At 62.6% G+C, this 23,954-nt stretch carries 22 protein-coding genes and 1 pseudogene; 10 read left to right on the forward strand and 13 right to left on the reverse strand.

The annotated features are described in order from the left end of the window. Positions 1 to 22: 22 nt before the first annotated feature. Genes LK459_RS15420 through LK459_RS15450 form a run of 7 tightly spaced genes read left to right on the forward strand, consistent with a single transcriptional unit; the run spans position 23 to position 9,286 of the window. On the forward strand, positions 23 to 1,804 hold the full coding sequence (locus tag LK459_RS15420; protein ID WP_227919362.1) for an acyclic terpene utilization AtuA family protein: 1,782 nt from the start codon (positions 23 to 25) through the stop codon (positions 1,802 to 1,804). Between the two features lie 3 nt (positions 1,805 to 1,807). Next, positions 1,808 to 2,983, forward strand: a complete 1,176-nt coding sequence (locus LK459_RS15425; RefSeq protein WP_007236603.1) for an acyl-CoA dehydrogenase family protein — start codon at positions 1,808 to 1,810, stop codon at positions 2,981 to 2,983. Beyond that, positions 2,980 to 4,578: an acyl-CoA carboxylase subunit beta gene (locus tag LK459_RS15430; RefSeq protein WP_227919364.1), complete on the forward strand. Its 1,599-nt coding sequence runs from the start codon at positions 2,980 to 2,982 to the stop codon at positions 4,576 to 4,578. Before LK459_RS15425 ends, LK459_RS15430 begins: the two co-directional genes overlap by 4 nt. 8 nt (positions 4,579 to 4,586) lie before the next feature. After that, positions 4,587 to 6,632, forward strand: coding sequence for an acetyl/propionyl/methylcrotonyl-CoA carboxylase subunit alpha (locus LK459_RS15435; protein WP_227919366.1), 2,046 nt, complete (start codon positions 4,587 to 4,589; stop codon positions 6,630 to 6,632). Continuing rightward, the gene (locus tag LK459_RS15440; RefSeq protein ID WP_227919368.1) at positions 6,629 to 7,786 is read left to right on the forward strand and encodes an acyl-CoA dehydrogenase family protein; all 1,158 of its coding nucleotides are present in this window, start codon (positions 6,629 to 6,631) and stop codon (positions 7,784 to 7,786) included. The genes LK459_RS15435 and LK459_RS15440 overlap by 4 nt, the downstream gene beginning before the upstream one ends. 58 nt (positions 7,787 to 7,844) lie before the next feature. Then, positions 7,845 to 8,660, forward strand: coding sequence for an enoyl-CoA hydratase family protein (locus tag LK459_RS15445; RefSeq protein WP_227919370.1), 816 nt, complete (start codon positions 7,845 to 7,847; stop codon positions 8,658 to 8,660). Then, positions 8,657 to 9,286: a TetR/AcrR family transcriptional regulator gene (locus tag LK459_RS15450; protein WP_005170045.1), complete on the forward strand. Its 630-nt coding sequence runs from the start codon at positions 8,657 to 8,659 to the stop codon at positions 9,284 to 9,286. Before LK459_RS15445 ends, LK459_RS15450 begins: the two co-directional genes overlap by 4 nt. Position 9,287: 1 nt before the next feature. Here the strand turns inward: LK459_RS15450 and LK459_RS15455 are convergent. The 6 genes and pseudogenes from LK459_RS15455 to LK459_RS15480 form a co-directional block, all read right to left on the reverse strand. Then, positions 9,288 to 9,551, reverse strand: a pseudogene (locus tag LK459_RS15455) (Pr6Pr family membrane protein); the annotation flags it as partial. A gap of 152 nt (positions 9,552 to 9,703) precedes the next feature. Continuing rightward, positions 9,704 to 11,080, reverse strand: coding sequence for an IS1380-like element ISGbr1 family transposase (locus LK459_RS15460; RefSeq protein ID WP_064862420.1), 1,377 nt, complete (start codon positions 11,078 to 11,080; stop codon positions 9,704 to 9,706). Positions 11,081 to 11,163: 83 nt separating this feature from the next. Continuing rightward, the gene (locus LK459_RS15465; RefSeq protein ID WP_227919371.1) at positions 11,164 to 11,823 is read right to left on the reverse strand and encodes a hypothetical protein; all 660 of its coding nucleotides are present in this window, start codon (positions 11,821 to 11,823) and stop codon (positions 11,164 to 11,166) included. Positions 11,824 to 11,925: 102 nt separating this feature from the next. Further along, positions 11,926 to 12,174, reverse strand: coding sequence for a hypothetical protein (locus LK459_RS15470; RefSeq protein WP_227919372.1), 249 nt, complete (start codon positions 12,172 to 12,174; stop codon positions 11,926 to 11,928). Positions 12,175 to 12,215: 41 nt separating this feature from the next. Further along, positions 12,216 to 13,592, reverse strand: a complete 1,377-nt coding sequence (locus LK459_RS15475) for an IS1380-like element ISGbr1 family transposase (protein WP_064862420.1) — start codon at positions 13,590 to 13,592, stop codon at positions 12,216 to 12,218. Between the two features lie 94 nt (positions 13,593 to 13,686). After that, a complete protein-coding gene (locus tag LK459_RS15480; protein ID WP_227919373.1) occupies positions 13,687 to 14,151 on the reverse strand; it encodes a Pr6Pr family membrane protein in 465 nt (154 codons plus the stop codon). Here LK459_RS15480 and LK459_RS15485 point away from each other — a divergent pair. Further along, complete coding sequence (locus LK459_RS15485; protein WP_227919374.1) at positions 14,150 to 14,452, forward strand: antibiotic biosynthesis monooxygenase family protein; 303 nt, start codon at positions 14,150 to 14,152, stop codon at positions 14,450 to 14,452. The two genes, LK459_RS15480 and LK459_RS15485, sit on opposite strands and share 2 nt — an antisense overlap. A gap of 591 nt (positions 14,453 to 15,043) precedes the next feature. On the opposite strand, the gene LK459_RS15490 is transcribed toward LK459_RS15485, so the two are convergent. The 7 genes from LK459_RS15490 to LK459_RS15520 form a co-directional block, all read right to left on the reverse strand. Beyond that, positions 15,044 to 15,685 (reverse strand): aspartate/glutamate racemase family protein, encoded by a 642-nt coding sequence (locus tag LK459_RS15490; RefSeq protein ID WP_265416845.1) that lies wholly within the window; start codon positions 15,683 to 15,685, stop codon positions 15,044 to 15,046. Positions 15,686 to 15,822: 137 nt separating this feature from the next. Beyond that, on the reverse strand, positions 15,823 to 17,346 hold the full coding sequence (locus tag LK459_RS15495) for an NCS1 family nucleobase:cation symporter-1 (RefSeq protein ID WP_227919376.1): 1,524 nt from the start codon (positions 17,344 to 17,346) through the stop codon (positions 15,823 to 15,825). Between the two features lie 75 nt (positions 17,347 to 17,421). Beyond that, positions 17,422 to 18,201 carry an aspartate/glutamate racemase family protein gene (locus tag LK459_RS15500; protein WP_322590787.1) on the reverse strand — a complete coding sequence of 260 codons (780 nt, stop codon included), beginning with the start codon at positions 18,199 to 18,201 and terminating at the stop codon, positions 17,422 to 17,424. Then, complete coding sequence (locus LK459_RS15505) at positions 18,083 to 19,075, reverse strand: isopenicillin N synthase family dioxygenase (protein ID WP_227919377.1); 993 nt, start codon at positions 19,073 to 19,075, stop codon at positions 18,083 to 18,085. The genes LK459_RS15500 and LK459_RS15505 overlap by 119 nt, the downstream gene beginning before the upstream one ends. Before the next feature lie 7 nt (positions 19,076 to 19,082). Continuing rightward, entirely contained in the window at positions 19,083 to 19,604 is a 522-nt protein-coding gene (locus LK459_RS15510; protein ID WP_227919379.1) for a nuclear transport factor 2 family protein, read from the reverse strand. Beyond that, on the reverse strand, positions 19,604 to 20,068 hold the full coding sequence (locus tag LK459_RS15515; RefSeq protein ID WP_227919381.1) for an amidohydrolase family protein: 465 nt from the start codon (positions 20,066 to 20,068) through the stop codon (positions 19,604 to 19,606). The genes LK459_RS15510 and LK459_RS15515 overlap by 1 nt, the downstream gene beginning before the upstream one ends. A 155-nt stretch (positions 20,069 to 20,223) precedes the next feature. Beyond that, on the reverse strand, positions 20,224 to 20,934 hold the full coding sequence (locus LK459_RS15520) for an amidohydrolase family protein (protein WP_227919382.1): 711 nt from the start codon (positions 20,932 to 20,934) through the stop codon (positions 20,224 to 20,226). 218 nt (positions 20,935 to 21,152) lie between these two features. Between LK459_RS15520 and LK459_RS15525 the strand changes: the two genes are divergently transcribed. Together LK459_RS15525 and LK459_RS15530 are read left to right on the forward strand one after the other, a co-directional pair. After that, positions 21,153 to 22,757, forward strand: coding sequence for an N-acyl-D-amino-acid deacylase family protein (locus LK459_RS15525; RefSeq protein ID WP_227919389.1), 1,605 nt, complete (start codon positions 21,153 to 21,155; stop codon positions 22,755 to 22,757). Next, entirely contained in the window at positions 22,754 to 23,950 is a 1,197-nt protein-coding gene (locus LK459_RS15530; RefSeq protein WP_227919391.1) for a M20/M25/M40 family metallo-hydrolase, read from the forward strand. Before LK459_RS15525 ends, LK459_RS15530 begins: the two co-directional genes overlap by 4 nt. Positions 23,951 to 23,954 lie beyond the last annotated feature (4 nt).

A 23,954-nucleotide genomic window follows, 5' to 3' on the forward strand; every position in this document is an offset into this window, starting at 1 on the left:
ACCGTCGACCATCGGAGTAGCGATGACATCCACCACACCCGCACGTTCGGATCGACCCGTACGCATCGGCAACGCTTCCGGTTTCTATGGTGACCGCTTCAGCGCTATGCGGGAGATGCTCGAGGGCGGTGAACTCGACTACCTCACCGGTGATTACCTCGCCGAGCTCACCATGCTCATCCTCGGCAGGGACAGGCTGAAGGATCCGGCGCTCGGCTACGCCAAGACCTTCCTGCGCCAGATGGAGGACTGTCTCGGACTCGCCATCGACAAGGGCGTACGCATTGTCAGCAACGCGGGCGGCCTCAACCCGCACGGCCTCGCGGTCGCGCTTCGTGAGCTCGCCGACAAGCTCGGAATCGACGCATCCGTCGCCTTCGTCGACGGTGACGATCTCGTCGACCGGGCGGACGAGCTCGGACTCGGCACACCCCTGACGGCGAACGCGTACCTCGGTGCCTTCGGGATCAAGTCGGCTCTCGACTCCGGTGCCGACGTCGTCGTGACCGGACGAATCACCGACGCCTCGCTGACCGTGGGTCCCGCCGCGAGCGCATTCGACTGGGACTACACCGATCTCGATGCTCTCGCGGGTGCGGTCGTCGCGGGCCACGTGATCGAATGCGGAGCCCAGGCAACCGGCGGAAACTACGCATTCTTCACCGATCTGCCCCGCATGGGCCACCTCGGATTCCCGATCGCCGAGGTCGCATCCGACGGCACGTCGGTGATCACCAAGCACCCCGACACCGGGGGTGCGGTGACGGTCGGCACGGTGACCGCACAACTGCTCTACGAGGTCGGCGGTCCGCGCTACCTCGGACCAGACGTGACCACGCGTCTGGACACCATCACGCTGAGCGCCGACGGCGACGACCGGGTGGCCATCAGCGGTGTCAGGGGAGAGGCTCCGCCCGAGACCGTGAAGGTCTCGCTCAACCATCTCGCGGGTACACGCAACGAGATCACCGTTGCGCTCACCGGACTCGACATCGAGAAGAAGGCCGAGCTCTTCCGCGAACAGTTCCGTGCCGAATTGCGCACCACGCCTCAGGAAATGAGCTGGGAGCTCTCCCGCATGGAGCGTGCCGACGCCGAGACCGAAGAGCAGGCGACCGCGCTGTTGCGGTGCGTGGCGCGCGATCCCGATCCGAAGAAGGTCGGACGTGCATTCAGCAACACGGCGGTCGAACTCGCATTGGCAACGTTCCCCGGCTTCCACATGCTCGCGCCGCCCGGAAACGGCTCGCCCTACGGCGTTTTCGAACCCGGCTATGTCGACGCCTCGCGCGTGGAGCATCGCGTCTCCTTCGCCGACGGGGTCACCGAGAGCGTCGAGCCGAGTCCGCTGCGTGCCGAGGTGGCGCCGGATCAACCCGAACAACGCAGCGTCGTCGAGAGCTCCGATCCCGGTCCGACCGCTTCGGCACCGCTCGGACTGGTGGCCGGGGCACGCAGCGGCGACAAGGGCGGCAGCGCCAACATCGGTGTGTGGGTGCGCAATCCGGAGCACTTCGACTGGCTCGACGCGACGCTCGACGTTGATCTGATCAAGAAGCTGCTGCCCGAGATCGCCGACCTCGAGGTCAAGCGGTACCGGCTCCCCAACCTGTCGGCGCTGAACTTCGTGATCGAGGGCGTACTCGGTCGCGGCGTGGCCGACAACGTGCGCTTCGATCCGCAGGCCAAGGGCATGGGGGAGTGGCTGCGATCGCGGCCGATACCCATCCCGGTGAGCTTCGTCGCCGAGCAGTCGTCCGGGTCCGCGACGGACCGATCATCCGACTCGTCAGAGAGGAACTGAACTGTGCCGCTGGTAGACCCGCAATGGGAGACCCCGGAGCGTCGTGCACTGCGTGACACCGTCCGTGGATTCGTCGAACGGCATGTCCTGCCCTACCAGGACGAGTGGGAACGTGAAGGGCTCATCCCACGCGAATTGCACCGTGAGGCAGCAAAGCTCGGCTTGTTCGGGCTAGGTGTCGACGAGTCTGTCGGTGGTAGCGGAGGCGACCTCATCGACGTGTCGATCCTCGGCGAGGAGTTCCACTACGCAGGCGGTGCCGGAGGCGTGTTCGCCTCGCTGTTCACCCACGGGATCGCGCTGCCCCACCTGATCGCCGCCGGCGACCCCGACCAGATCGACCGCTGGGTGCGGCCGACCCTGGCCGGGGAGAAGATCGGCAGCCTCGCCATCACCGAGCCCGGCGGTGGCAGTGACGTCGGACATCTGACGACGCGCGCCGAGCGTGACGGCGACGAGTATGTCGTCAACGGGGCCAAGACCTACATCACCTCGGCGGTACGCGCCGACTTCGTCGTCACCGCCGTGCGTACCGGCGGGCCTGGTGCGTCCGGCGTCTCGCTGCTCGTGATCGAGAAGGACACACCGGGATTCACCGTCGCACGCAAGCTCGACAAGATGGGGTGGCGCAGCTCGGATACCGCCGAACTGTCGTTCGTCGACGTACGAGTACCGGCGAGCAACATCGTGGGCGCCGAGAATTCAGGGTTCGCCCAGATCGCAGCGGCTTTCGTGACGGAGCGATCAGGGCTGGCCGTGCAGGCGTACGCCAGTGCGCAGCGCTGCCTCGACCTCACCCTCGCCTGGACACGCGATCGGGAGACCTTCGGCAAACCGTTGGCTGCCCGTCAGTCGGTGCAGGACACCCTGACCGACATGGCTCGTCGTATCGACGTGGCACGAACCTATGCGCGCGGCGTCGTCACCAGGAAGGTCACTTCCGGAGACGATCTCATCGCCGAGGTGTGCTTTGCCAAGAACACTGCCGTCGAGACCGGGGAATGGGTGGCCGACAAGGCTGTGCAGCTCTTCGGCGGACTCGGCTACATGACCGGCACCGAGGTCGAGCGGCAGTATCGGGACATGCGCATCCTCGGAATCGGGGGCGGCACCACCGAGATCCTGAGCGGTCTCGCCGCGAAACGCCTCGGCTACATCGCACAGGGGAGCACACGATGACGGCATTACGCTCGACGATCGATCCGACGAGCGCGGAGTTCACCGCAGCACGGGACTCGATGGTGGAGAAGCTCGATCATCTGCAGGGCGAGCTCGACAAAGCACTCGCGGGCGGAGGTGAGAAGTACGTCGAGCGTCACCGCAAGCGCGGCAAGATGACCGCACGTGAACGTATCGAACTGCTACTCGACGAGGATTCGGACTTCCTCGAGCTGTGTCCGCTCGCGGCGTACGGCTCGGACTTCCACGTCGGGGCGTCGGTCGTCGTCGGCATCGGTGTGGTCGAAGGCGTCGAGTGCCTGGTCGTCGCGAGCGACCCCACGGTCAAGGGCGGCACGTCGAATCCCTGGACGTTGCGCAAGACGCTGCGCGCCAACGACATCGCGCTGCAGAATCGACTCCCGGTGATCTCGCTCGTCGAGTCCGGTGGGGCGGACCTGCCGACGCAGAAGGAGGTGTTCGTCCCCGGCGGGCGCATGTTCCGCGACCTCACGCGTCTGTCTGCAGCAGGCATCCCCACCATCGCGCTGGTGTTCGGAAACTCGACCGCCGGGGGCGCGTACATCCCCGGAATGAGCGACCACGTGGTCATGATCGACGGACGCTCCAAGGTATTCCTCGGCGGTCCGCCGCTGGTGAAGATGGCCACGGGCGAGGAGAGTGACGACGAGTCGCTGGGCGGAGCCCAGATGCATGCGCGCACATCAGGTCTCGCCGACTACTACGCCGCCGACGAGCAGGACGCCATCCGCATCGGGCGGCGCATCGTGTCGCGTCTGAACTGGCGCAAGGAGGGCGGGGCGCCCCGCGCCGAGGTGCGCGAACCGCGGTACGACCAGGAAGAGTTACTCGGTATCGTTCCCTCCGACCTCAAGATCCCGTTCAACCCGCGTGATGTGATCGCTCGGGTCGTCGACGACAGTGACTTCGACGAGTTCAAATCGGAGTACGGCAACTCGCTGTGCACGGGTTGGGCCGAGATCCACGGGTATCCGATCGGAATCCTCGCCAATGCGCAGGGAGTGCTGTTCAGTCAGGAGGCGCAGAAGGCGACGCAATTCATCGAGCTCGCCAACCGATCCAACACCCCACTGTTGTTCCTGCACAACACCACCGGCTACATGGTCGGCAAGGAGTACGAACAGAAGGGCATCATCAAGCACGGCGCGATGATGATCAATGCGGTATCGAACTCGAAGGTGCCCCATTTGTCGGTGCTCGTCGGCGCCAGTTACGGTGCCGGACACTACGGCATGTGCGGGCGCGCCTACGACCCCCGCTTCCTGTTCGCGTGGCCCAGCGCCAAATCGGCGGTGATGGGTGCGGCCCAACTCGCAGGCGTCATCTCGATCGTGTCGCGTGCAGCCACCGAGGCACGCGGCGGAACCGTCGACGAGGCGGCAGATGCCGGGATGCGGCAGATGATCGAAGCGCAGATCGAAGCCGAGTCGGTACCGGCATTTCTGTCGGGCATGCTCTACGACGACGGTGTGATCGACCCGCGGGACACGAGAACCATTCTGGGACTCTGCTTGTCGGCGATCCATAACGGACCGGTCGAGGGGACGTCGAGCTTCGGCGTCTTCCGGATGTGAGGTGTGAGATGACCGAAACCCCTACACAGGCGATCACGTCGGTGCTCGTCGCCAATCGCGGCGAGATCGCCCGACGCGTGTTCGCGACCTGTCGGGACATGGGTCTTGCGACCGTCGCCGTGTACTCCGACCCGGATGCCGACGCGCCACACGTTTCAGCAGCCGATGTTGCGGTGGCGCTGACGGGTTCGACGTCTGCGGAGACCTATCTCCGCGGCGACGCCATCATCGCGGCGGCCCAGCGTTCGGGCGCCGACGCCATTCATCCCGGCTACGGATTCCTCTCGGAGAACGCGGAGTTCGCACAGGCGGTCATCGACGCCGGACTTACCTGGATCGGTCCGCCGCCCGCGGCGATCGACGCGATGGGCTCGAAGGTCAACGCCAAGAAGCTCATGGCCGACGCCGGGGTGCCTGTCCTCGGCGACATCGACCCCGCAGCGGTCACCGAGACCGACCTTCCGCTGCTGATCAAGGCGTCGGCCGGCGGTGGCGGCCGCGGCATGCGGATCGTCCGGTCGCTCGACGAACTCGCCGACCAGGTTGCCGCGGCCGAACGCGAGGCCGCATCGGCATTCGGCGATCCGACGGTGTTCTGCGAGCCGTATGTCGAACGCGGCCATCACATCGAGGTGCAGGTGATGGCGGATAGGCACGGTGCGGTGTGGGCTGTGGGAGAACGCGAGTGCTCCATCCAGCGCCGTCACCAGAAGGTGATCGAGGAGGCGCCCGCACCACTCGTCGAACGCATCGGCGGTGATCTCCGGGAGCGCCTGTACGACGCCGCACGTCGTGCGGTGTCGGCCATCGACTACACCGGCGCGGGCACCGTCGAGTTCCTCGCCGACGAGTCCGGTCGGTTCTACTTCCTCGAGACCAACACCCGGTTGCAGGTGGAGCATCCGGTCACCGAGTTGACCACCGGCACCGACCTCGTCGCGTGGCAGTTGCGTGTGGCCATGGGCGAACACCTCGACGTGGCCGAACCGTCGACGTCCGGGCACTCGATCGAGGTGCGTCTCTACGCCGAGAATCCGGCCGCGGGCTGGCAGCCCCAGTCGGGGACGATGCACCGCATCGACGTCGACGCTGCGACGCATTTCGGACCACTCGACCGGCCCGGGGTCCGAGTGGATGCGGGCATCGAATCCGGTTCGGAGATCTCGACGTTCTACGACCCGATGCTCGCGAAGGTGATCAGCTGGGCGCCCACGCGGGAGCGTGCCGCAGCCATGCTCGCCAGGACGTTGGCCGATGCTGCGCTGCACGGACCCGTCACCAATCGTGACATGCTGGTGAACACGCTGCGCGAGCAGACATTCCGCAGTGGACACACCGACACCGGCTATCTCGACCAGGTCGGTCTCGACGTGTTGTCGGCGCCTCTGGCCGACGATGCGACGGTGACGCTCGCGGCGGTGGCCGCAACGATGGCCGAGGTGGCCGTCAACCGCGACGGCGCCCGGGTGCAGCGGACCCTGCCCGCTGGGTGGCGAAACATGGCCTCTCAGTACGCGCAGAAGACGTTCCTGACCGACGATGACACGGAGCATGTCGTGCGGTATCTGTGTGGCCGCAGTGGAAGCGTCGAGCTGCCCGATGTCGCCGACACCGAGGTGATCTCGGCGAGTATCGGGTGCGTTGTGCTGGCCCACAGAAAAATCCGACGCACGTTCGACGTCGCTCGATACGGCGACGACGTCTACGTCGACACGGCCGGAGCTTCGGTGCACTTCCGTCGTCCACCGCGTTTCGTCGACCCCAGCGCTGTCGCCCGACCGGGTTCGCTGCTCGCACCGATGCCCGGCTCGGTCATCCGCGTGGCGGTCAACGAGGGTGACAGCGTGTCTGCCGGACAACCGTTGATCTGGCTCGAAGCGATGAAGATGGAACACACCGTGTCGGCCCCGGCCGACGGCGTGGTGAGCATGCTGGCCGTCGAACCGGGACAGCAACTCGCCGTCGGCGACGTACTCGCCGTCATCGCCGAGGACGACGCAGCCGTATCCGACGCACACACCGATACCGCAACTCCTCAGGAGGCATCAGCATGAGCTTCGTCGAAACAGCCGAACGGGCCGACCTGCGCGCGTCGGTGGCCGCACTCGCCGAGAAGTACGGGCAGGACTACTTCCGCGAATGCGCACGAGAGGGCCGCAAGACCGACGAATTGTGGACCGAGGCAGGAAAACTCGGATTCATCGGAGTCAACCTGCCCGAGGAGTACGGCGGCGGGGGAGCGGGCATGTACGAGCTCGCGATAGTGATGGAGGAGATCGCCGCCGCCGGTACCGGGCTGCTGATGCTGGTGGTCTCGCCTGCCATCTGTGGCAACGTCATCGCACGGTTCGGCACCGACGAGCAGAAGAATCGCTGGCTGCCGGGCCTGGCCGACGGGTCGATTACCATGGCCTTCGGCATCACCGAACCCGACGCCGGATCGAACTCGCACCAGATCACGACGACGGCCGCGCGCGATGGCTCGGACTGGGTTCTCAACGGCCGCAAGGTCTACATCTCCGGCGTCGACCAGGCCGACGCCGTGCTCATCGTCGGACGTACCGAGGACGCGAAGACCGGCAAGTTGCGCCCGGCGTTGTTCATCGTCCCCACGGATGCACCCGGCTTCGAGTACAAGATGATCGAGATGGAACTGGTCAACCCGGAGAAGCAGTTCCAGCTCTACCTCGACGACGTTCGCCTGCCCGCAGATGCTCTGGTCGGTTCGCCCGACGCCGCGCTGAGCCAACTCTTCGCTGGACTCAACCCCGAGCGCATCATGGCCGCGGCGTCTGCGGTGGGAATGGGACGTTTCGCACTCGGCAAGGCGGTCGACTACGTGAAGGAGCGCACGGTCTGGAAGACGCCGATCGGCGCACATCAGGCCATCGCGCACCCGTTGGCGCAGGGCAAGATCGAACTCGAGATGGCGAAACTCATGATGCAGAAGGCCGCGACCCTTTACGACGCGGGGGACGACTGGGGCGCTGCCGAGCCTGCCAACATGGCCAAGTACGCGGCGGCCGAGGCGTGCGTGAAGATCGTCGATCAGGCAGTCCAGTCGCTCGGCGGCAACGGTCTGACCACCGAATACGGCGTGGCTCCGCTACTGGCGCTTTCGCGGATCGCGCGCGTCGCGCCGGTGAGCCGCGAGATGGTGCTCAACTTCGTCGCCCAGACCAGTCTTGGTCTGCCGAAGTCGTACTGAGCGAACACCCGATGCCATCCGTTCGACGAACACCGCGACACCGCAAGGAGATTCTTCGATGAGTACACCTGCTGACACCGAGGTCGTCCACTCTGCCGTGGACGCGGGCGTGATGACCCTGACGCTCGATTCTCCCCGGAACCGCAACGCACTCAGCAGGGCGCTCGTCGGCCAACTGACGTCGGGTCTGCAGCAGGCCGCGGCAGACGACGGTATACGCGCGGTGGTGTTGACGCACGCCGGTACAACCTTCTGCGCGGGTGCCGATCTCGGGGAGGCGCTCAAGCGCGGTGCCTCACAGGATGAGGCATCCGCCGAGGCGACGGCGTCGATGCTCGACCTGATGCGCACGATCCTCGAACTGCCCAAGCCGGTGATCGCCGTGGTCGACGGCAACGTCAGGGCCGGAGGATTCGGACTCATCGGAGCCGCCGACATCGCACTGGCGGGACCCCACAGCACATTTGCGTTGACCGAATCGCGACTCGGGCTGGCGCCGTCGATGATCTCCCTGGTCCTGCTGCCCAAGATGACCGCGCGAAGTGCCGGTCGGTACTTCGTCTCCGGCGAGACCTTCGACGCGCCGGTGGCCGCGTCGATCGGTGTGATCACCGAGGCGGCAGCCGATTCCGACGAGCTGGGCAAGGCGCTCGACGGCATACTCGACGGTGTCCGGCGTGCGTCACCGGTGGGTCTTGCTGCATCGAAGGAACTGACCACAGCGGAGATTCGCGAGGAGTTCGATCGCGCTGCGCAACGCCGAGCGCAGGAGTCCGCAGCACTGTTCGCCGGACCGGATGCGCAAGCCGGAATGGCTGCATTCCTGTCCAAGAGCCGTCCGCCGTGGGACCTGACAGCGGCGCGCGACGCATGACCACCTCGCGCGCGGCGGCCAATCGCGAGCCGCAGCAGGAACGTTCACGACAGACACGTGAGCGTCTGCTGCGCTCGGCCATACAGGTCCTGGCACACGAGGGATGGGCATCGGCGACGGTGGCAGCCGTTGCCCAGCGGGCAGGGGTCTCTCGCGGCGCCGCGCAGCACCACTTCCCGACCCGGGAGGCGCTCATCTCATCGACGCTGGAGCAGATCTTCGACGATCTCACGCTCAACGCCGACACGCTGGTTCAGCCCGACGCCAACGACCCACGACGTGTGCGCATGGCGGTCGAGCGCGCGGTGAGTATCTACACCGGCACCGAGTTCAAAGCGTCACTACAGGTCTGGGCGGCGGCGGCGTCGGATCCGGCACTGCGGGAACTCATCCTGCCGATGGAGGCCAGATTCGCGCGAGCCGCGCACCGGGTGACGGTGGCAGCGCTCGACCCCGACGGCACCAACCCGCGCGCCCACCGGGTCGCACAGGTGACGCTCGACCTCGCGCGCGGTCTCGGACTCGCCGACACGTTGTCGGACGATTCCCGCCGTCGCGCACAGGTTCTCGACACCTGGGTCGAGATGGTGTCCGACGCGCTCGCCGCCGGTTCCGAGAGCGACTGACTCACCGGCGGGGAGAGGACGTCTGGTTGTCGCGATGTCCCGACCCGCGAGTGCCCAACCAGTAAACCCCCGCCGACATCGCTGCCATGCCGACGACGACCACGATCACCGCGATGGTCATCGACAGATATCCCTGATCGCGCGGATCGATGAACGGGTAGGGGTACCAGTCGACGAACGGACCCCTCGACAGCGTGTAGACGCCGTACAGCAACGGAAGCAGCAGCCACGTCAGCCATGAGCGTACGGGCAGCGCCCGGGGCCTAAACCTCGATCCACCGATCGGCTTTTTGATGTCTCGTGAAATGTGTTGTGTATGTTCGGGGTGGCGGTGGGCGTGGGTGAGTCGCCGATCTCTGGTGTCGGCGTGTTTCACTGGGTTTCGTGTCGGGGCCGGTTCTGGCCGATGGTTAGGGGTCAGGCTGAGTGTTGTCGTTTGATCGTGTTGTTGAACAACAGGTTCCACTCGCGTTCCCACGGCCATCGGGCGGGTAGATGCATCGTGATGCGCCGCGCTGAGGACGCGATTCGAGCGGGTATGCAGATCAGGGTGCGTCGGATGGTGGAGGTAGTCGCCTTCGCCAGACGCTGTCCACCGAGACAGGCTGCGGCGCGGGTCAGGTTGAACGCGATGACCGCACACACCAGCCATGCGGCGTTCGCGCAGAACTTTCCCGAGGGCAGATGCGCCAATGCGGAGGCTTTGAGGTCGGCGTGGACTTGCTCGATGATCGCATGACCGCGGTGAGTCTTGTCGGCGGTCACGGTGTCCAGGTCGCTGGTGGTGAAGAACGCATGAAACCGCCACACGTCGAACAAGCCGTCTCCCTCGGCTGCGAAGTCAGGGATACGGCGCACCACCAGCCGTCCGGATACCTGCAGGCGCTTGGCTTTGGAGGTGAACGCGGTGAACGGTACTTCGGCGACCTCGGCCCGCGAGACCCACTGGCCGCTGTCTTCGTCGAAGACGGCGTCGGTGTACTCGATCGGCGTCCATGCATCTGCCGGTACCTCGCTGATCGCTGCTCGGACGTGGGAATCCTGACGCACGGTGACCGACACCTGCGCACCGGCCCGGAGCGCGGTGGTGATCGCGCGATGGCCGTAGAACGCTGAATCCGCTCGCAGCAGTATCGGTCCCGACGCATCGGACGACCGTAGCCGCCGCACGGTGGCCAGGGTGTCGGCGATCAACCGATGCGCCCCGCGCGCGGAGTTACACGCCCCTTTGCGCAGGCGTTGAGCGGCGATCACCGGCGCACCGTCACCACAGGTGAGGGTGGTGATCGCCGAGTTCAGCCCACGCACTCGGGTGTAGCCGAATCCGACGCCCTGCTTGGCCGGGCCGTGGACCTCGATGATCGAGTCGTCGATATCGATCATCACCGGCCCGTCGATCCCCGCCAGCACCGGAGTATGGCGAGCCAGTCCCGCCAACAGCCGGGTGGCGATCGCATCGGCTTGGCGGACATGCCCGAACCGGAACTCGCGAAGAAACGATCCCAACGTCGACGGGGCGTAAGGATGGTCGAACACCTTGCCCATCGCGCCGTGTCGCAACACGGCCATGTCGTCGATGCTGTCGGCGCCCGCCACCATCCCCGCCACCAGGGAAAACATTTTCCGATCCGGATGGGCGCCCTTGTCGGTGGGCACGCTCAGATGCTCGCGGGCCAACTCCGACAGGCTGGCGCGTTCGGCCAGCGCCATCACCGGCACCACCCCCGCAGCGGCGAGGAGATTCGGATCGTCACAGGATGCAGACCGGACCGGGTGAGTGTGAGACAATCGCATCTACGACATGCCCTCCTGTGTGTGTGGATGGAACCCTAGAGAAGTCCCATTCTGTCACTCAGACAGGGCATTTCGTTTATCCCTCACCGACCGATCACAAGCAAATCGGTGGATCGAGGCTTAAACCGTCCTGCCGGGTACTCGTGGCGTAGGTCCCAGTGCCACCCGGAGTTGTAGGGCTGTGCCTCCGGGATGAGTCCGAAGCTCCTCAGTTCGGTCCGCAGTTCAATGAGCACGTTCATCTCTTGCTTAAGCGCCATGAGCTTTTGCCATGGTTCGCCCAGTCCAGCATCGAGTACAGCTTGCGGAGTGTCCACGTCCCCGAGTTGGGCAGCAATGTCGATCACCTGGCCGGAAACGTTGTCGAACAGTTCGCTGAGCTTGGTCGGGAACTCTCGTACACGCTTGAAAGCGGCTGCACGGGCAGTGTCGACGTTGGCTTGCCATGTCGCAGCAAGGGTTGCGTCCACCACTATCGGGTTGGGGAGGATCGCGGAGGCAACCACAGCATCAATCGTGAGGTCGTCGCGGTCTGCGAGTGCTTCCCCTGCACTGGTCGCCGTACGGGTCACATGATCTGTGTACGTCGCCGCCAAGGTGAGTGCATGGTGGGCGCGCTTAGCTGCGCTACGAGCGGTCTCGGCGTCCTTCTTAGCGACCAGTCCGACGTGTTCGAGGGGGTCAGCGAGGGCGTCAACTGCGGCAAGTTGCTGGTGGTCGTGTGCTTCAAGATTGAGAGCCATATTGGTAACACTTTCAAATAGGTTTGCGGAGACTAGTCCGCTTAGATAGTGCTGTGACCTGCTGTTTTGTTGAGCCGGCCTCAGTGTGTGGTCCGCTTAGAACTACCGGTCGAACTCGCCGTTCCAGCCGAACACTGGGTCCCCAACGCAGCCGTCGACGGGAATGCTCGTGTAGTTCGCGGGGTCGAAACGCGGGTTCACCCGCTGGTCGTGGCGGTAGACGGAGACGACACGGAGGTTTAGCCTCGATCCACCGATCGGCTTTTTGATGTCTCGTGAAATGTGTTGTGTATGTTCGGGGTGGCGGTGGGCGTGGGTGAGTCGCCGATCTCTGGTGTCGGCGTGTTTCACTGGGTTTCGTGTCGGGGCCGGTTCTGGCCGATGGTTAGGGGTCAGGCTGAGTGTTGTCGTTTGATCGTGTTGTTGAACAACAGGTTCCACTCGCGTTCCCACGGCCATCGGGCGGGTAGATGCATCGTGATGCGCCGCGCTGAGGACGCGATTCGAGCGGGTATGCAGATCAGGGTGCGTCGGATGGTGGAGGTAGTCGCCTTCGCCAGACGCTGTCCACCGAGACAGGCTGCGGCGCGGGTCAGGTTGAACGCGATGACCGCACACACCAGCCATGCGGCGTTCGCGCAGAACTTTCCCGAGGGCAGATGCGCCAATGCGGAGGCTTTGAGGTCGGCGTGGACTTGCTCGATGATCGCATGACCGCGGTGAGTCTTGTCGGCGGTCACGGTGTCCAGGTCGCTGGTGGTGAAGAACGCATGAAACCGCCACACGTCGAACAAGCCGTCTCCCTCGGCTGCGAAGTCAGGGATACGGCGCACCACCAGCCGTCCGGATACCTGCAGGCGCTTGGCTTTGGAGGTGAACGCGGTGAACGGTACTTCGGCGACCTCGGCCCGCGAGACCCACTGGCCGCTGTCTTCGTCGAAGACGGCGTCGGTGTACTCGATCGGCGTCCATGCATCTGCCGGTACCTCGCTGATCGCTGCTCGGACGTGGGAATCCTGACGCACGGTGACCGACACCTGCGCACCGGCCCGGAGCGCGGTGGTGATCGCGCGATGGCCGTAGAACGCTGAATCCGCTCGCAGCAGTATCGGTCCCGACGCATCGGACGACCGTAGCCGCCGCACGGTGGCCAGGGTGTCGGCGATCAACCGATGCGCCCCGCGCGCGGAGTTACACGCCCCTTTGCGCAGGCGTTGAGCGGCGATCACCGGCGCACCGTCACCACAGGTGAGGGTGGTGATCGCCGAGTTCAGCCCACGCACTCGGGTGTAGCCGAATCCGACGCCCTGCTTGGCCGGGCCGTGGACCTCGATGATCGAGTCGTCGATATCGATCATCACCGGCCCGTCGATCCCCGCCAGCACCGGAGTATGGCGAGCCAGTCCCGCCAACAGCCGGGTGGCGATCGCATCGGCTTGGCGGACATGCCCGAACCGGAACTCGCGAAGAAACGATCCCAACGTCGACGGGGCGTAAGGATGGTCGAACACCTTGCCCATCGCGCCGTGTCGCAACACGGCCATGTCGTCGATGCTGTCGGCGCCCGCCACCATCCCCGCCACCAGGGAAAACATTTTCCGATCCGGATGGGCGCCCTTGTCGGTGGGCACGCTCAGATGCTCGCGGGCCAACTCCGACAGGCTGGCGCGTTCGGCCAGCGCCATCACCGGCACCACCCCCGCAGCGGCGAGGAGATTCGGATCGTCACAGGATGCAGACCGGACCGGGTGAGTGTGAGACAATCGCATCTACGACATGCCCTCCTGTGTGTGTGGATGGAACCCTAGAGAAGTCCCATTCTGTCACTCAGACAGGGCATTTCGTTTATCCCTCACCGACCGATCACAAGCAAATCGGTGGATCGAGGCTAAAGACCGCCCAGTCGATCAGCAACACCAGCGGCATCAGCCTGTGGAGCACGGTGTTGGTCCACTCGTCGTTCAGATTCACGTCGATACCCGCCAGCAGCAGCGCGTAGACGATCGCCGTGATCAGCATCGCGGTCGTGACCGCGCCGCGGCACCACTGCCACCACGCTGCAGCAGGGGCGAACAACGCGCCGACGACGAGCACGATCACCGCACCGATGTTGGACAGGATGGTGAAGTAGCTGAAGTAGTTGGCAACGTCGAAGCCGTCGGACGCCGTGACCGGTACGTAGACGATCGCTGCCGCGCCGATCGCGGCGAACACCACTCGAAGGACACGGACCCACCACTGACGATCGCCTCTGGACACCCTCGCATTCTGCCAAGTGGGTTCGACGAGCTGTGCCGCGACGCTCGCGCGGCTAGATTCGTAGTCCATGATTCGCAACGTGGTGATGGGACGGTTGCGGCCCGCGGACGGTGAGGCAGCGCTACGCGACCGACGACAGCTCGACGAGGGGCTGGCCGGGATAGCCGCACTCCGCCTGCCCGGATTGCTGTCGAACCGGATCGGTCTCGACCTCGGCCTCCGGGAGGGCGGGTGGAGTTTCGCGATCACCAACGACTGGGTCGACGCCGATGCCTACCGCACCTACGATCTCGACCCGGAACACTACCGGTTTCGCGCAATGGTCGTCGAGGTGTGCGAGCAGGTCGCGCGCGTGCAGTTCGAGGCTTAGCAGTCGGGCCTAGCCGAGCTATGTCCACAGTGCCGAAAGCCGCAGAGATAGCGATGGCGAGCGGGAGCACCTGCACTGCACCCCGCCGCACAAATTGCGGAACGCAGTTGCCACCAACTCGTGCAGCAGCACTAGACACCGTGAAGTCGGTTGAACTCATCACTGCCGTCTAGGCGTGGATGCTTGGGGTCGACGCTGACCAGCTTAGCGGCTCTAGCTAGACGAATTGCCTCAATCAAGCCACCGGCCAACGAAGAGCGATTCTCGTCGACGTCCACGTGAGGCTTCATGATTGCCCGCACCTGCTGAACACGCCTCCGACGAGCACTCTGAGTCGACCGCCAATCGATTTAGTCAATAGGCGACACCGGTCAATCGTCGATGGGCTCCTGGATTCTGCTCGAAGCACCCTGGATATTAGCCTCCGAGACTATTCAAGTGAGAGTGATCGAAATTCCTGTATCAGACTACCGTGCCGACGAATCAGACGATTGCCGGCTGTTCACGGTATTAGTAAGTTTAGAATGTCGGATATCTCTGCCAGACCGACTGGATCAGACAAACATCCAGCGGATGACGCGGATCGGACCATTAAAGAACGGCATCCGGAAGCGTATGTATGAGAGCATCATTCGGCCGTGTCGGTGCCGGGTAGGCGCCCCTACTTTGGATCAGCCCAAGCAGGACCATGTCCACTGCAATCCTGACCGACCACGGGCCCGGGTCGATCACCGGCACGTCAACCGCTGCGCGAAGGGCTGGAGCAGCTTGGTGCATCGTTGTACTCGCCAGAACAATGCTGTCGCAACGATCTTCGGCCACCGTCTTTCGCGCAAGCTCAACGAGCTGCTCGATAACCTCGGGTTTGCTGGTCAGCAGCCGCTCTACATCGGGAGCCTCGCCACTCAGCGACCGGGCAGATGTCAGCACGTGATCCATGCGATAGGCGACGGCGTTCTTTACGCAGTTCTTCGCCCAGCGATCGAAGGTACTGATGACCGAAAACGTCGATCCCACCATTCCCGCGATGTGCATAGCCACTTGACCCGGTCCGATGACGGGGATCGTCAGGCGAGAACGTAGCACCGCCAGCCCGGAGTCCGATGCGGTATCGATACAAACCGCATCGTAGCCTTCTTCCTCCGCCGTAATTCCTGCTTCGACAACACCCCATTCGATGAGGAAATTGTCGTACGCACTATCAGCGAGGGATCCCCCATTGCGGACTGCCACGTACTCCACAGATACCCCAGGACCTATCAAGTCCTGGGGCACCTGCTGGGCCCGCAGTGCGACGCCTTCTGCTGAGAGTGGGAATGGCACGATCACCTTGACGCGCACATCAGTCGGAGTCACACGTGGGCCGCGGCTCACCAGAGGCTGCCTTCTGCCAGTTCCTCTCCGGAGCTGCCGCTCGGAGTCATGCCCCGACCGAGCGTGCTCTGATCGTCGCGGCCCACCCATTTGGCCGCACAATAGTAGAGAACACCGGCCACCACCACCGAGATGAACCAACTGTACACATACAGCTGAGATAGGTCCGGAATGAACTTCAGCATCAACACACCCGCTGTTGTCAGAACCAGCACTCCCAGGGCCACGGGGTTAAAGCCACCGAAGTAACGGTATCGTCCATGCAACTCATAGAGTGCATCGACATCGAGTCGACCTCGCCGGATGGCCATGTCTGCGACCATAATACCCGTGGCGGGTCCGAGGAAGGTGCCAAGGTTTGCAAGCAGGTCGTAGAGCCCCTCCTCGTTGCGCATCCATACCCATGGGCAATAAGCGAATGCGATGATGATGGCCACGATTGACGCAGTCTTGAATGTGAATATACGAGGAAAGAGGTTGACCAAGTCATACGCTGGGGATATCAGATTCGCCGGAATATTCACTGACAGAGTCGCGACTGCCAGCAGGACGGCACCGACTATCGTGACGACTGGGTGGCCGATCGCGGTGAGTACTGATCCGGGATCCCAGATTTCTTTGCCATACTTGGCCTGCGTTCCCGAGACTATTATCGCCGACATGCCGTAGTAAATAACAGTACCGATGGGCAGCCCGATTAGGGTGCCAATGGTTTGAGACTTATTTGATTTGGCAAAGCGGGAAACATCTGGATAGTTCAGGATCATCGTGATGAACCCTGAGTTCATGAACGCCGCCACAGCGGGAATGAGTCCATACGCAACGAAGCTTGACACCGTGGCATGGCTTGCATGCGAACTATCAAAGACCGGCCCGAGCCCACCGCTTGCATTGATCGCCCACACAACCAGGATCGTCATGACGACAAGAACCATCGGACCCGCCCAGACCTCGAACCGCCTGATCGTGTTGATACCGTGACGCACAACAGTGAAACTGAGAGCCCAGAACAAGATGATGCTGATCCACATTCCGGAGCTCATCCCCATGAAGCTGCCGCCAAGATTTTTCCAGAAGTCGAATACTTCGCCGAACAGAGCATTCAGTACAGACGCACCCAGGTAATTTTGAATACCGAACCAAAAGATCGCTGTAAGACCACGCAGAATCGCAGGAACATTGCTGCCGAATATTCCGAAAGCCGATCTCGCCCAGACTGGAAACGGGATTCCAAATCTACTGCCAACTCTACCTGTGACGATCAGGAAGGCTACTTGGATCAGACATGCGATCAACACGGCAACGAGTGCCTGCATCGCCGATAGGCCAGTACCCATCAGGCTTCCGATGACAGCGAAGCCAAAGATGTTGTGCACCATCCCCAACCACAGGGCCGTGTAGTTCCACGCACCCCAGGTCCGTTGCTGTTTCGGAACCGGAGCCAGGTCGTCATTTTTCAAGCTGATACTGTCGGATTCGGTGAGTCCTGAGTTCGAGTCAGGAACCGCTGTGGCAGTCATACTTTCCTTTCAGACTTTGCGAACGATCTGTCCGCTCGAGTCCCACGAGCAGCGTCGGCCTTGGGAAGATCGGATTCAGTGAGATGGGGCCGCGAGGCGCACCGCAGTGTGCACCGCGTCGATTACCGGAATTCCGGCACTTGATGAGAGGCGTAGCGACAACGGCCCCAATGCGGTACAGCCGAGCACCACACACGCCGCATCGCTATCGGCGACAAGTTCCATCACTCGCTGTTCGATGAGCGCGAAGTGCTCGTCGTGACCCAGAGCGAGAGTCTCCGCGTCGAGACCCACCGAGACAACTCCTCTGCATGAGGAATCGAGACCGTAGTCGGCCACCAAGGACTTCATGATCATCTCTGCAGCGGCCGATGCAGCCAGAATCGCGAATGTGCCGTGGACGCGAGCGACCTCGAGCAACGTCTGCTTGGCGATGCCCACCACCGGGGTTGTCGTGATCTGTTGAAGCTCAGCAACTCCCGGGTCTCCGAAACACGCAAGGATCACCCGGTCATTGTCGTCAAGCGTCGCGAGCACTGGGGAGTTGGTCAATGCGTTCACCGCGGCGCGTTCATCGGCCGAATCATTGATACCGGCTGGTGCATTCGCAATACTCACGACGTCAACATGAACGCCCTCACTGCCACTGCGGGCCGACCATGCGATCGACTCTGTCATCTCCGGGCTGGAGTTCGGATTGATCACGAGTACTCGCTGCATCGCGTGAGCACTCACGTCAGGACTTGCCGGCGGTCGACAGCTGCGTCTTTTCGAGGTAGTTCTCGCCCGATGTGATGGGCAAATACTTCTCGCCGTCTGCGCCGACCGTGGTAGGGATCGCCCTGATAACCGCATCGACGTTGGGTTGATGAAAGAATGGGATCGACAGCCGTCGATTTCCGTGATGAAGTACCGGCGGATTCGCGACTCGGTGCACCGTCGAGACCCAACGATCGTTGGTCCAGCGCGCGAGGAGATCGCCGACATTCACCACATATGCACCGGGAATATCCGGCACGGATCGCCACTCGCCATCTTGAAGGACCTGCAATCCGCTGGGCCGTTCATCGCGATAGAGAATGGTGATACTGCCGTAGTCGGTATGACGTCCCAACCGAATCTCGTTCGGTACGGTCTGGTCAGACACCGGCGGATATCCGTTCGCGAATAGGACCGAGCAGTGGCGGTCACAGGATTCGGTGAAGTAGTCCTCATCGACGCCAAGCGCAAGTGCGAAGCCTCTTAGCAGGGTCGCAGTCAGGTCTTCCATCGCAGCGAAATACTGTTCCCATATGGACCGCATATCGTCAGAATCAGGTGGCCACACATTGGCATGGTCGAACAGGCCGGCTCCCGTGAGCTTCGGCGACCCCATTGCGAAGTATTCTACGTAGTCTCTTTCCCCATAACCCGAGCTCGACGCCGCAAGCGAACGAGCTTTCGGGGGGATGTAACCACGACTGATGTTTGGATCTTTGATCGCCGCCTGCTCCTTGTACTCCGCAGGCTGGCGAAAGAACTCCTCGGAGCTCTCATGCATTGCGGAAATAAGATCAGTACTCACACCATGATTGGTGATGACCAGAAATCCTATTCTCCGGTTGGCTTCGTCTAGCTGACGAGCAACCGCCATGCGCTTCGAGAGTTCCGGAGAATGTAAATCAGAAATGTCGATGATGGGTATGTCGGCCAGCGGAATCATCGGTTCGTCTGCTGTTTCGTTTGTCATGCTGCTCCTATCCTTCTGCGTGTTCATCGCGACGCTCACCAACTTCTGCGTGAGGTTCCTCGGCGAGCATGTCGGTGAATCTGTCCGCGACCCATCCGACGTGATATGGGGTTGCGAACAGGGTGTCAACTCGGAGATGAGTAATGAGCCACTGGTCATCCACCCGGGAAAACTCGACTGCGTAGTCAAGTCCCACCCACGCTGGCAGCGTGCCCATTCGAATTGCGGTGGGCTCCAGGCACATCCACGTGCCGGAGCCGATATCACCATTTACATCGACAATGGAATTGGCTATGTAGTGCAATGTGAACGGTTGACGGTCAAAGACCTGAGAGAAGTGGGCACGAATCTGGTCATGGCCTACTGCTCGGCCGAATCCAACGTTCTTTCCCACTCCCTCCCATACCGCCGTCGGCGTGAAGTGTGTGATGATCTCGTCTACATCTTTGGTGATGTCACAAGATCGAAGATATCGCGACATCCGATTCGAGATCGACCACCGGTCGTCGTTCTCATTTGATTGCACCATCAGATACCTCTCGAAAGATCTGTCGTTTGTCTGTGAGCAGCTCCTGCGGATGCGCGCGTCAGGTAATGCCCCCGTCCGGCCCTATCGGCTTCACTGGTCAGCGATCCGTCACGGACGAGCTTGTCTCCGCGGGAGAACACCCACGCAATACGACCACTAACCGTCCACCCTTCCCACAATGTGTAATCGACTCGCTGTGTTTGACGTGTCGCGCTGATACTCGTTTCGCCGGCAGCATCCAATACAACGATGTCGGCGTCGGACCCCGGCGCGATCACACCCTTCTTTGGATAGATTCCGAATTGACGAGCCGGTTCCGCAGCGGTTGTCGTCACGAACTGCTCAGGCGTGATTTCCCCGGTTACCACCCCCGCCGACCAGATGACGAGCATGATCACACCGGTTCTGAGTGCACCCCAGAGCGCCTCGCGATGTTCAGCCTCGCGCAAGGGCGGCGTGAGCACCGCCTTCGCACCCTCGAAGCCTGGTTGCGAGTAGAGCTCTGGGCCGAGAGTCAGATAGTGCGTACACGTCTCCGCAGATACCGGCCAACCGAGGCCGAAGCAGTCGCACGGGCCATCCGCATCTCGCGAATGGCCGACACCCCTCTGTACCTCGTTCACATGTCGACTTCGGAATCGGCTCGGCTGATCGCGGATGCGCAGCGTGAGGACTTTTCGGGCGGTCTGGACAACAAGTGTCCGACTGGACCGGTGACACCTCTGGCCACCAAGTCTCGCGCAAGCACGTCGATGATGTCTCCGTTCTCCGCGTGAACGCAGACCTGAATGCCGAGACTTCCGGCATCACGGAGAACCTCGAACAGCTCGCCGTCATTGAGCATGATCGAACCCCGATAAGCCATGAAGGCCTTGACGCTGGTGATGCCCGAAGCTTCGAGGTCTCTCAGTTGAGACTTGAGCGTGTCGTCGATCCGGGCGATCTGCGCATGCAGTCCCCAGTCGATTACTGACTTTGATTGCGCCTGAGATGCGTGCTCCTGCACGGAGTCCCAGACGGAAGCGCCGGGAAGCTGGGCGGTGTAGTCGATGATCGTGGTCGTGCCACCGACCACAGCCGCCCGACTGCCGGTGAAGAAGTCGTCCGACGTGGGCTCGGCGAACGATCGCGACTCCATGTGCGTGTGCGCATCGACTCCTCCGGGCAGAACGTAATACCCAGTGCAATCGATGATCTCGGTGTCGGCAATCGTGTCATGCCGAATTTTGCCCACCTCTGCGATCATCTCATCAACGATCAGCACGTCGGCGGCTCTGACGCCTGCCTCCGTGACAACCATCCCGCCGCTGAGCAGTATGCGTCGGCTCATGTGTAACGCTCTTTCGGTCGATGTTCACACTGATTTGATCGTGCGAGTTGTTCTGAATATCGCCAGTTGTAGGACAACTGTCAATAGCTGTCTGGCAAAGTTTCAGCGTCGTGACACAGAGTTAACAAGCGCCCGACGGGCGCCGGTTAGGGATCGCCAAGTGCCTGCCATCGTGGTAGTCATAAAGCAGTTGTCCTACAAATTAGGAGCCTTTCGTCATGGACGCAGCACTCGCAATCCGACATGCCGACGTCGTCACCACCAATGGAATCCACCGCGCCGACGTTCTCGTTGACGACGGCTTGATCGTTGCGGTGGGCCGCGATCTGCCGGTGGGCTCGACCGCCCGAGAGGTCGACGCAACGGGCCGACTCCTGTGTCCCGGCTTCATCGACTTGCACGCTCACTCCGCACTGCGTTCATTCGACGACCCGCTCCTCTCGCCGAAGGTCGCGCAGGGATTCACCACAGAACTCATCTGCCCGGATGGCCTGGGCCCGGCACCGCTCAGCGACGAGACCCTTGGTACGCGCCGTCGATATTTGCAAGGGCTCGAACCGAGCGAGAACGCTCCGTGGCACTGGCGATCGATGCAGTCATATCTCGACGCTCTCCAGAATGCCCGTCCGAGTGTCAACCAGATCAGCTGCGTTCCACACAGTTCCATTCGGGAGACCGTGTTGGGCAACGCCAATCGCGCACCCGACCGACGTGAGCTCTCCGAGATGAAAGACCTCGTTGCTGAGTCACTTTCGGCAGGCGCTCGTGCAATCTCGTTCGGCCTGATCTACGCGCCCGGTCTGTATGCGGACATCCACGAGCTGCGCGAGATTTCCGAGGTCGCCGCCGCGTTCGATGTTCCTCTGATCCCTCACGTACGCAACGAGGCGGCCGGTGTCATCGAGTCGATCGATGAGTTCGTTCGGATCTGCGAACAGACCGGTGCCGCGTTGCACGTGTCCCACGTCAAACTCGTCGGCGTTCCGGAACTGCTTTCCGACCTGTTACATATGCTTTCGGCTGCGCAGGACCGAATTCGATTGACCTGCGATCAGTATCCTTACGGTGCTGGGAGCACGCTCCTCTCTGCACTGCTACCTGGATACGTCTTCGACGGTGGCCCGGAATCTGCCCTTGAGCGGCTATCCGACCGAACCGAACGTGAACGGATCGCACGACATATGCACTCCGGTTTGCCCGGTTGGGAGAACCTTTTCGCGGCGTGCGGGCCGGAGAACATCGTCATCACGCAAGCTGCCGAACCCCGCACGAGCACGGTCTCGAAGACCATTGCTCACATCGCCGACGACACAAATACCGATCCCGCATTCGCTGTGATCGACATCCTGCGAGACACCGAACTCGACGCATGCATGATCGATCACTATTCGACCGAAACCGTGGTCCGCTCCATATTTTCATCGTCGGGGGCCATGATCGGTTCTGATGGCGTCTTCAGTTCACACCCGCATCCCCGTCTCTATGGGACCGCGCCACGGGTGCTGGGCCGACTTGCGCTGGGCGAGAGGCTCATTACTGTGCCAGAGGCAATCCGCCGAATGAGTACCGGGCCCGCCCACCTTCTGGGACTGAGCGACCGAGGCGAGATCGCACCAGGCAAGCGCGCCGATCTCGTGGTCATCGACCCAGATCAGTACATCGATACCGCCACGTATCGGGATCCGCATCAGACGCCTCCTGGGGTTGATCTCGTAGTGATCGGCGGAATCCCCGTCTGGGAGAACGGCAAACATACCGGAGCCCGCCCTGGGCTGATCACTGGTGCACAGTCAACCCATGCAGTGAGCAGTCAGACCGCATGACCGACGAGATTCAGCAGCGTCGCGCCCGGCTTTCTGTGCCTGACGTGACCACAACACTTCTCACACTGATCGACTCACCGAGCGTCTCGCCGGACTCGGGTGCCGCGGCTCAGACGCTGGCTCGGTTGCTCGCCAACCGGGGGTTCGACGTCGTGACCGACGATTGGGGCAATACCACCGGACGGATCGACTTCGGTCCGGGTCCGACCCTGCTGTTCGACGCCCACGTCGATACCGTCGGGATCGGGGATCGATCACAGTGGCGGTATTCCCCGAAGGGGGTACGGATCGGTGATCGAATCGTCGGTCGGGGTGCCGTAGATACCAAGGGGCCGTTGGCCGCAGCCATACACGCCGCCGATATGCTGATCTGCGATCCAGCAGCAACGGGTTCTCTGATCATCGCGGGGTCGATCGACGAGGAACTCGCGGAAGGGCCATCATTGGGCCGAATCCTCGACGATATCGCACCGGACGTGGTGGTGATCGGCGAGCCGTCTGACGGCATCCTGCGCATCGGCCAACGCGGACGAGCCGAGATCGTCATCACGGTGACCGGAGTCGCCGGACACTCGGCATTCCCCGAATCAAGCACCAACGCGGTCGAAGTCATGGCCGACATTGTTCACGCGCTGCGCGCCATCGAGTTTCGCACGGACCGCGCGCTGGGTACCGGACAACTGACGCTGGTCAGCATCACCTCCAAACCCTACCCGAGCCAATCGACGGTTCCCTCGGAGTGCGTCGCGGTCTTCGACAGACGGACGGTTCTCTCAGAGACGGCGTCGGATATACTCGACGAGATCAACTCGACCGTGTATCCCGTTGCACAACAGAACAATGCGCACGTCAGCGTCAGCTTGGCTCAAGCAGAATGGACAACGTGGCGTGGCTTCGAGGTCGTTGCCCCCATCTTTGCGTCGGCGTGGTTTCAACCGCCAGATCGCTGGCCGGTCGCTGACATACTCACAGCATTTGGACGCCGTGGTCTCTCCACGAAGGCGGATATCTGGCCGTTCTGCACACATGGTTCCGAGAGCGCCGCACGGCGCGGGATTCCGACAATCGGATTCGGCCCGGGAGACCCTGCCGCCGCGCACACTGTGGACGAGTCGATCTCGATGGACGAATTACGTACGGGCGTAATGGGTTATCACGCCATCTTCACGACGCTGCTCAGTGCCGCTCGATGACGCG

It is taken from the genome of Gordonia otitidis (genome assembly GCF_020735545.1).
Classification (GTDB): domain Bacteria; phylum Actinomycetota; class Actinomycetes; order Mycobacteriales; family Mycobacteriaceae; genus Gordonia; species Gordonia otitidis.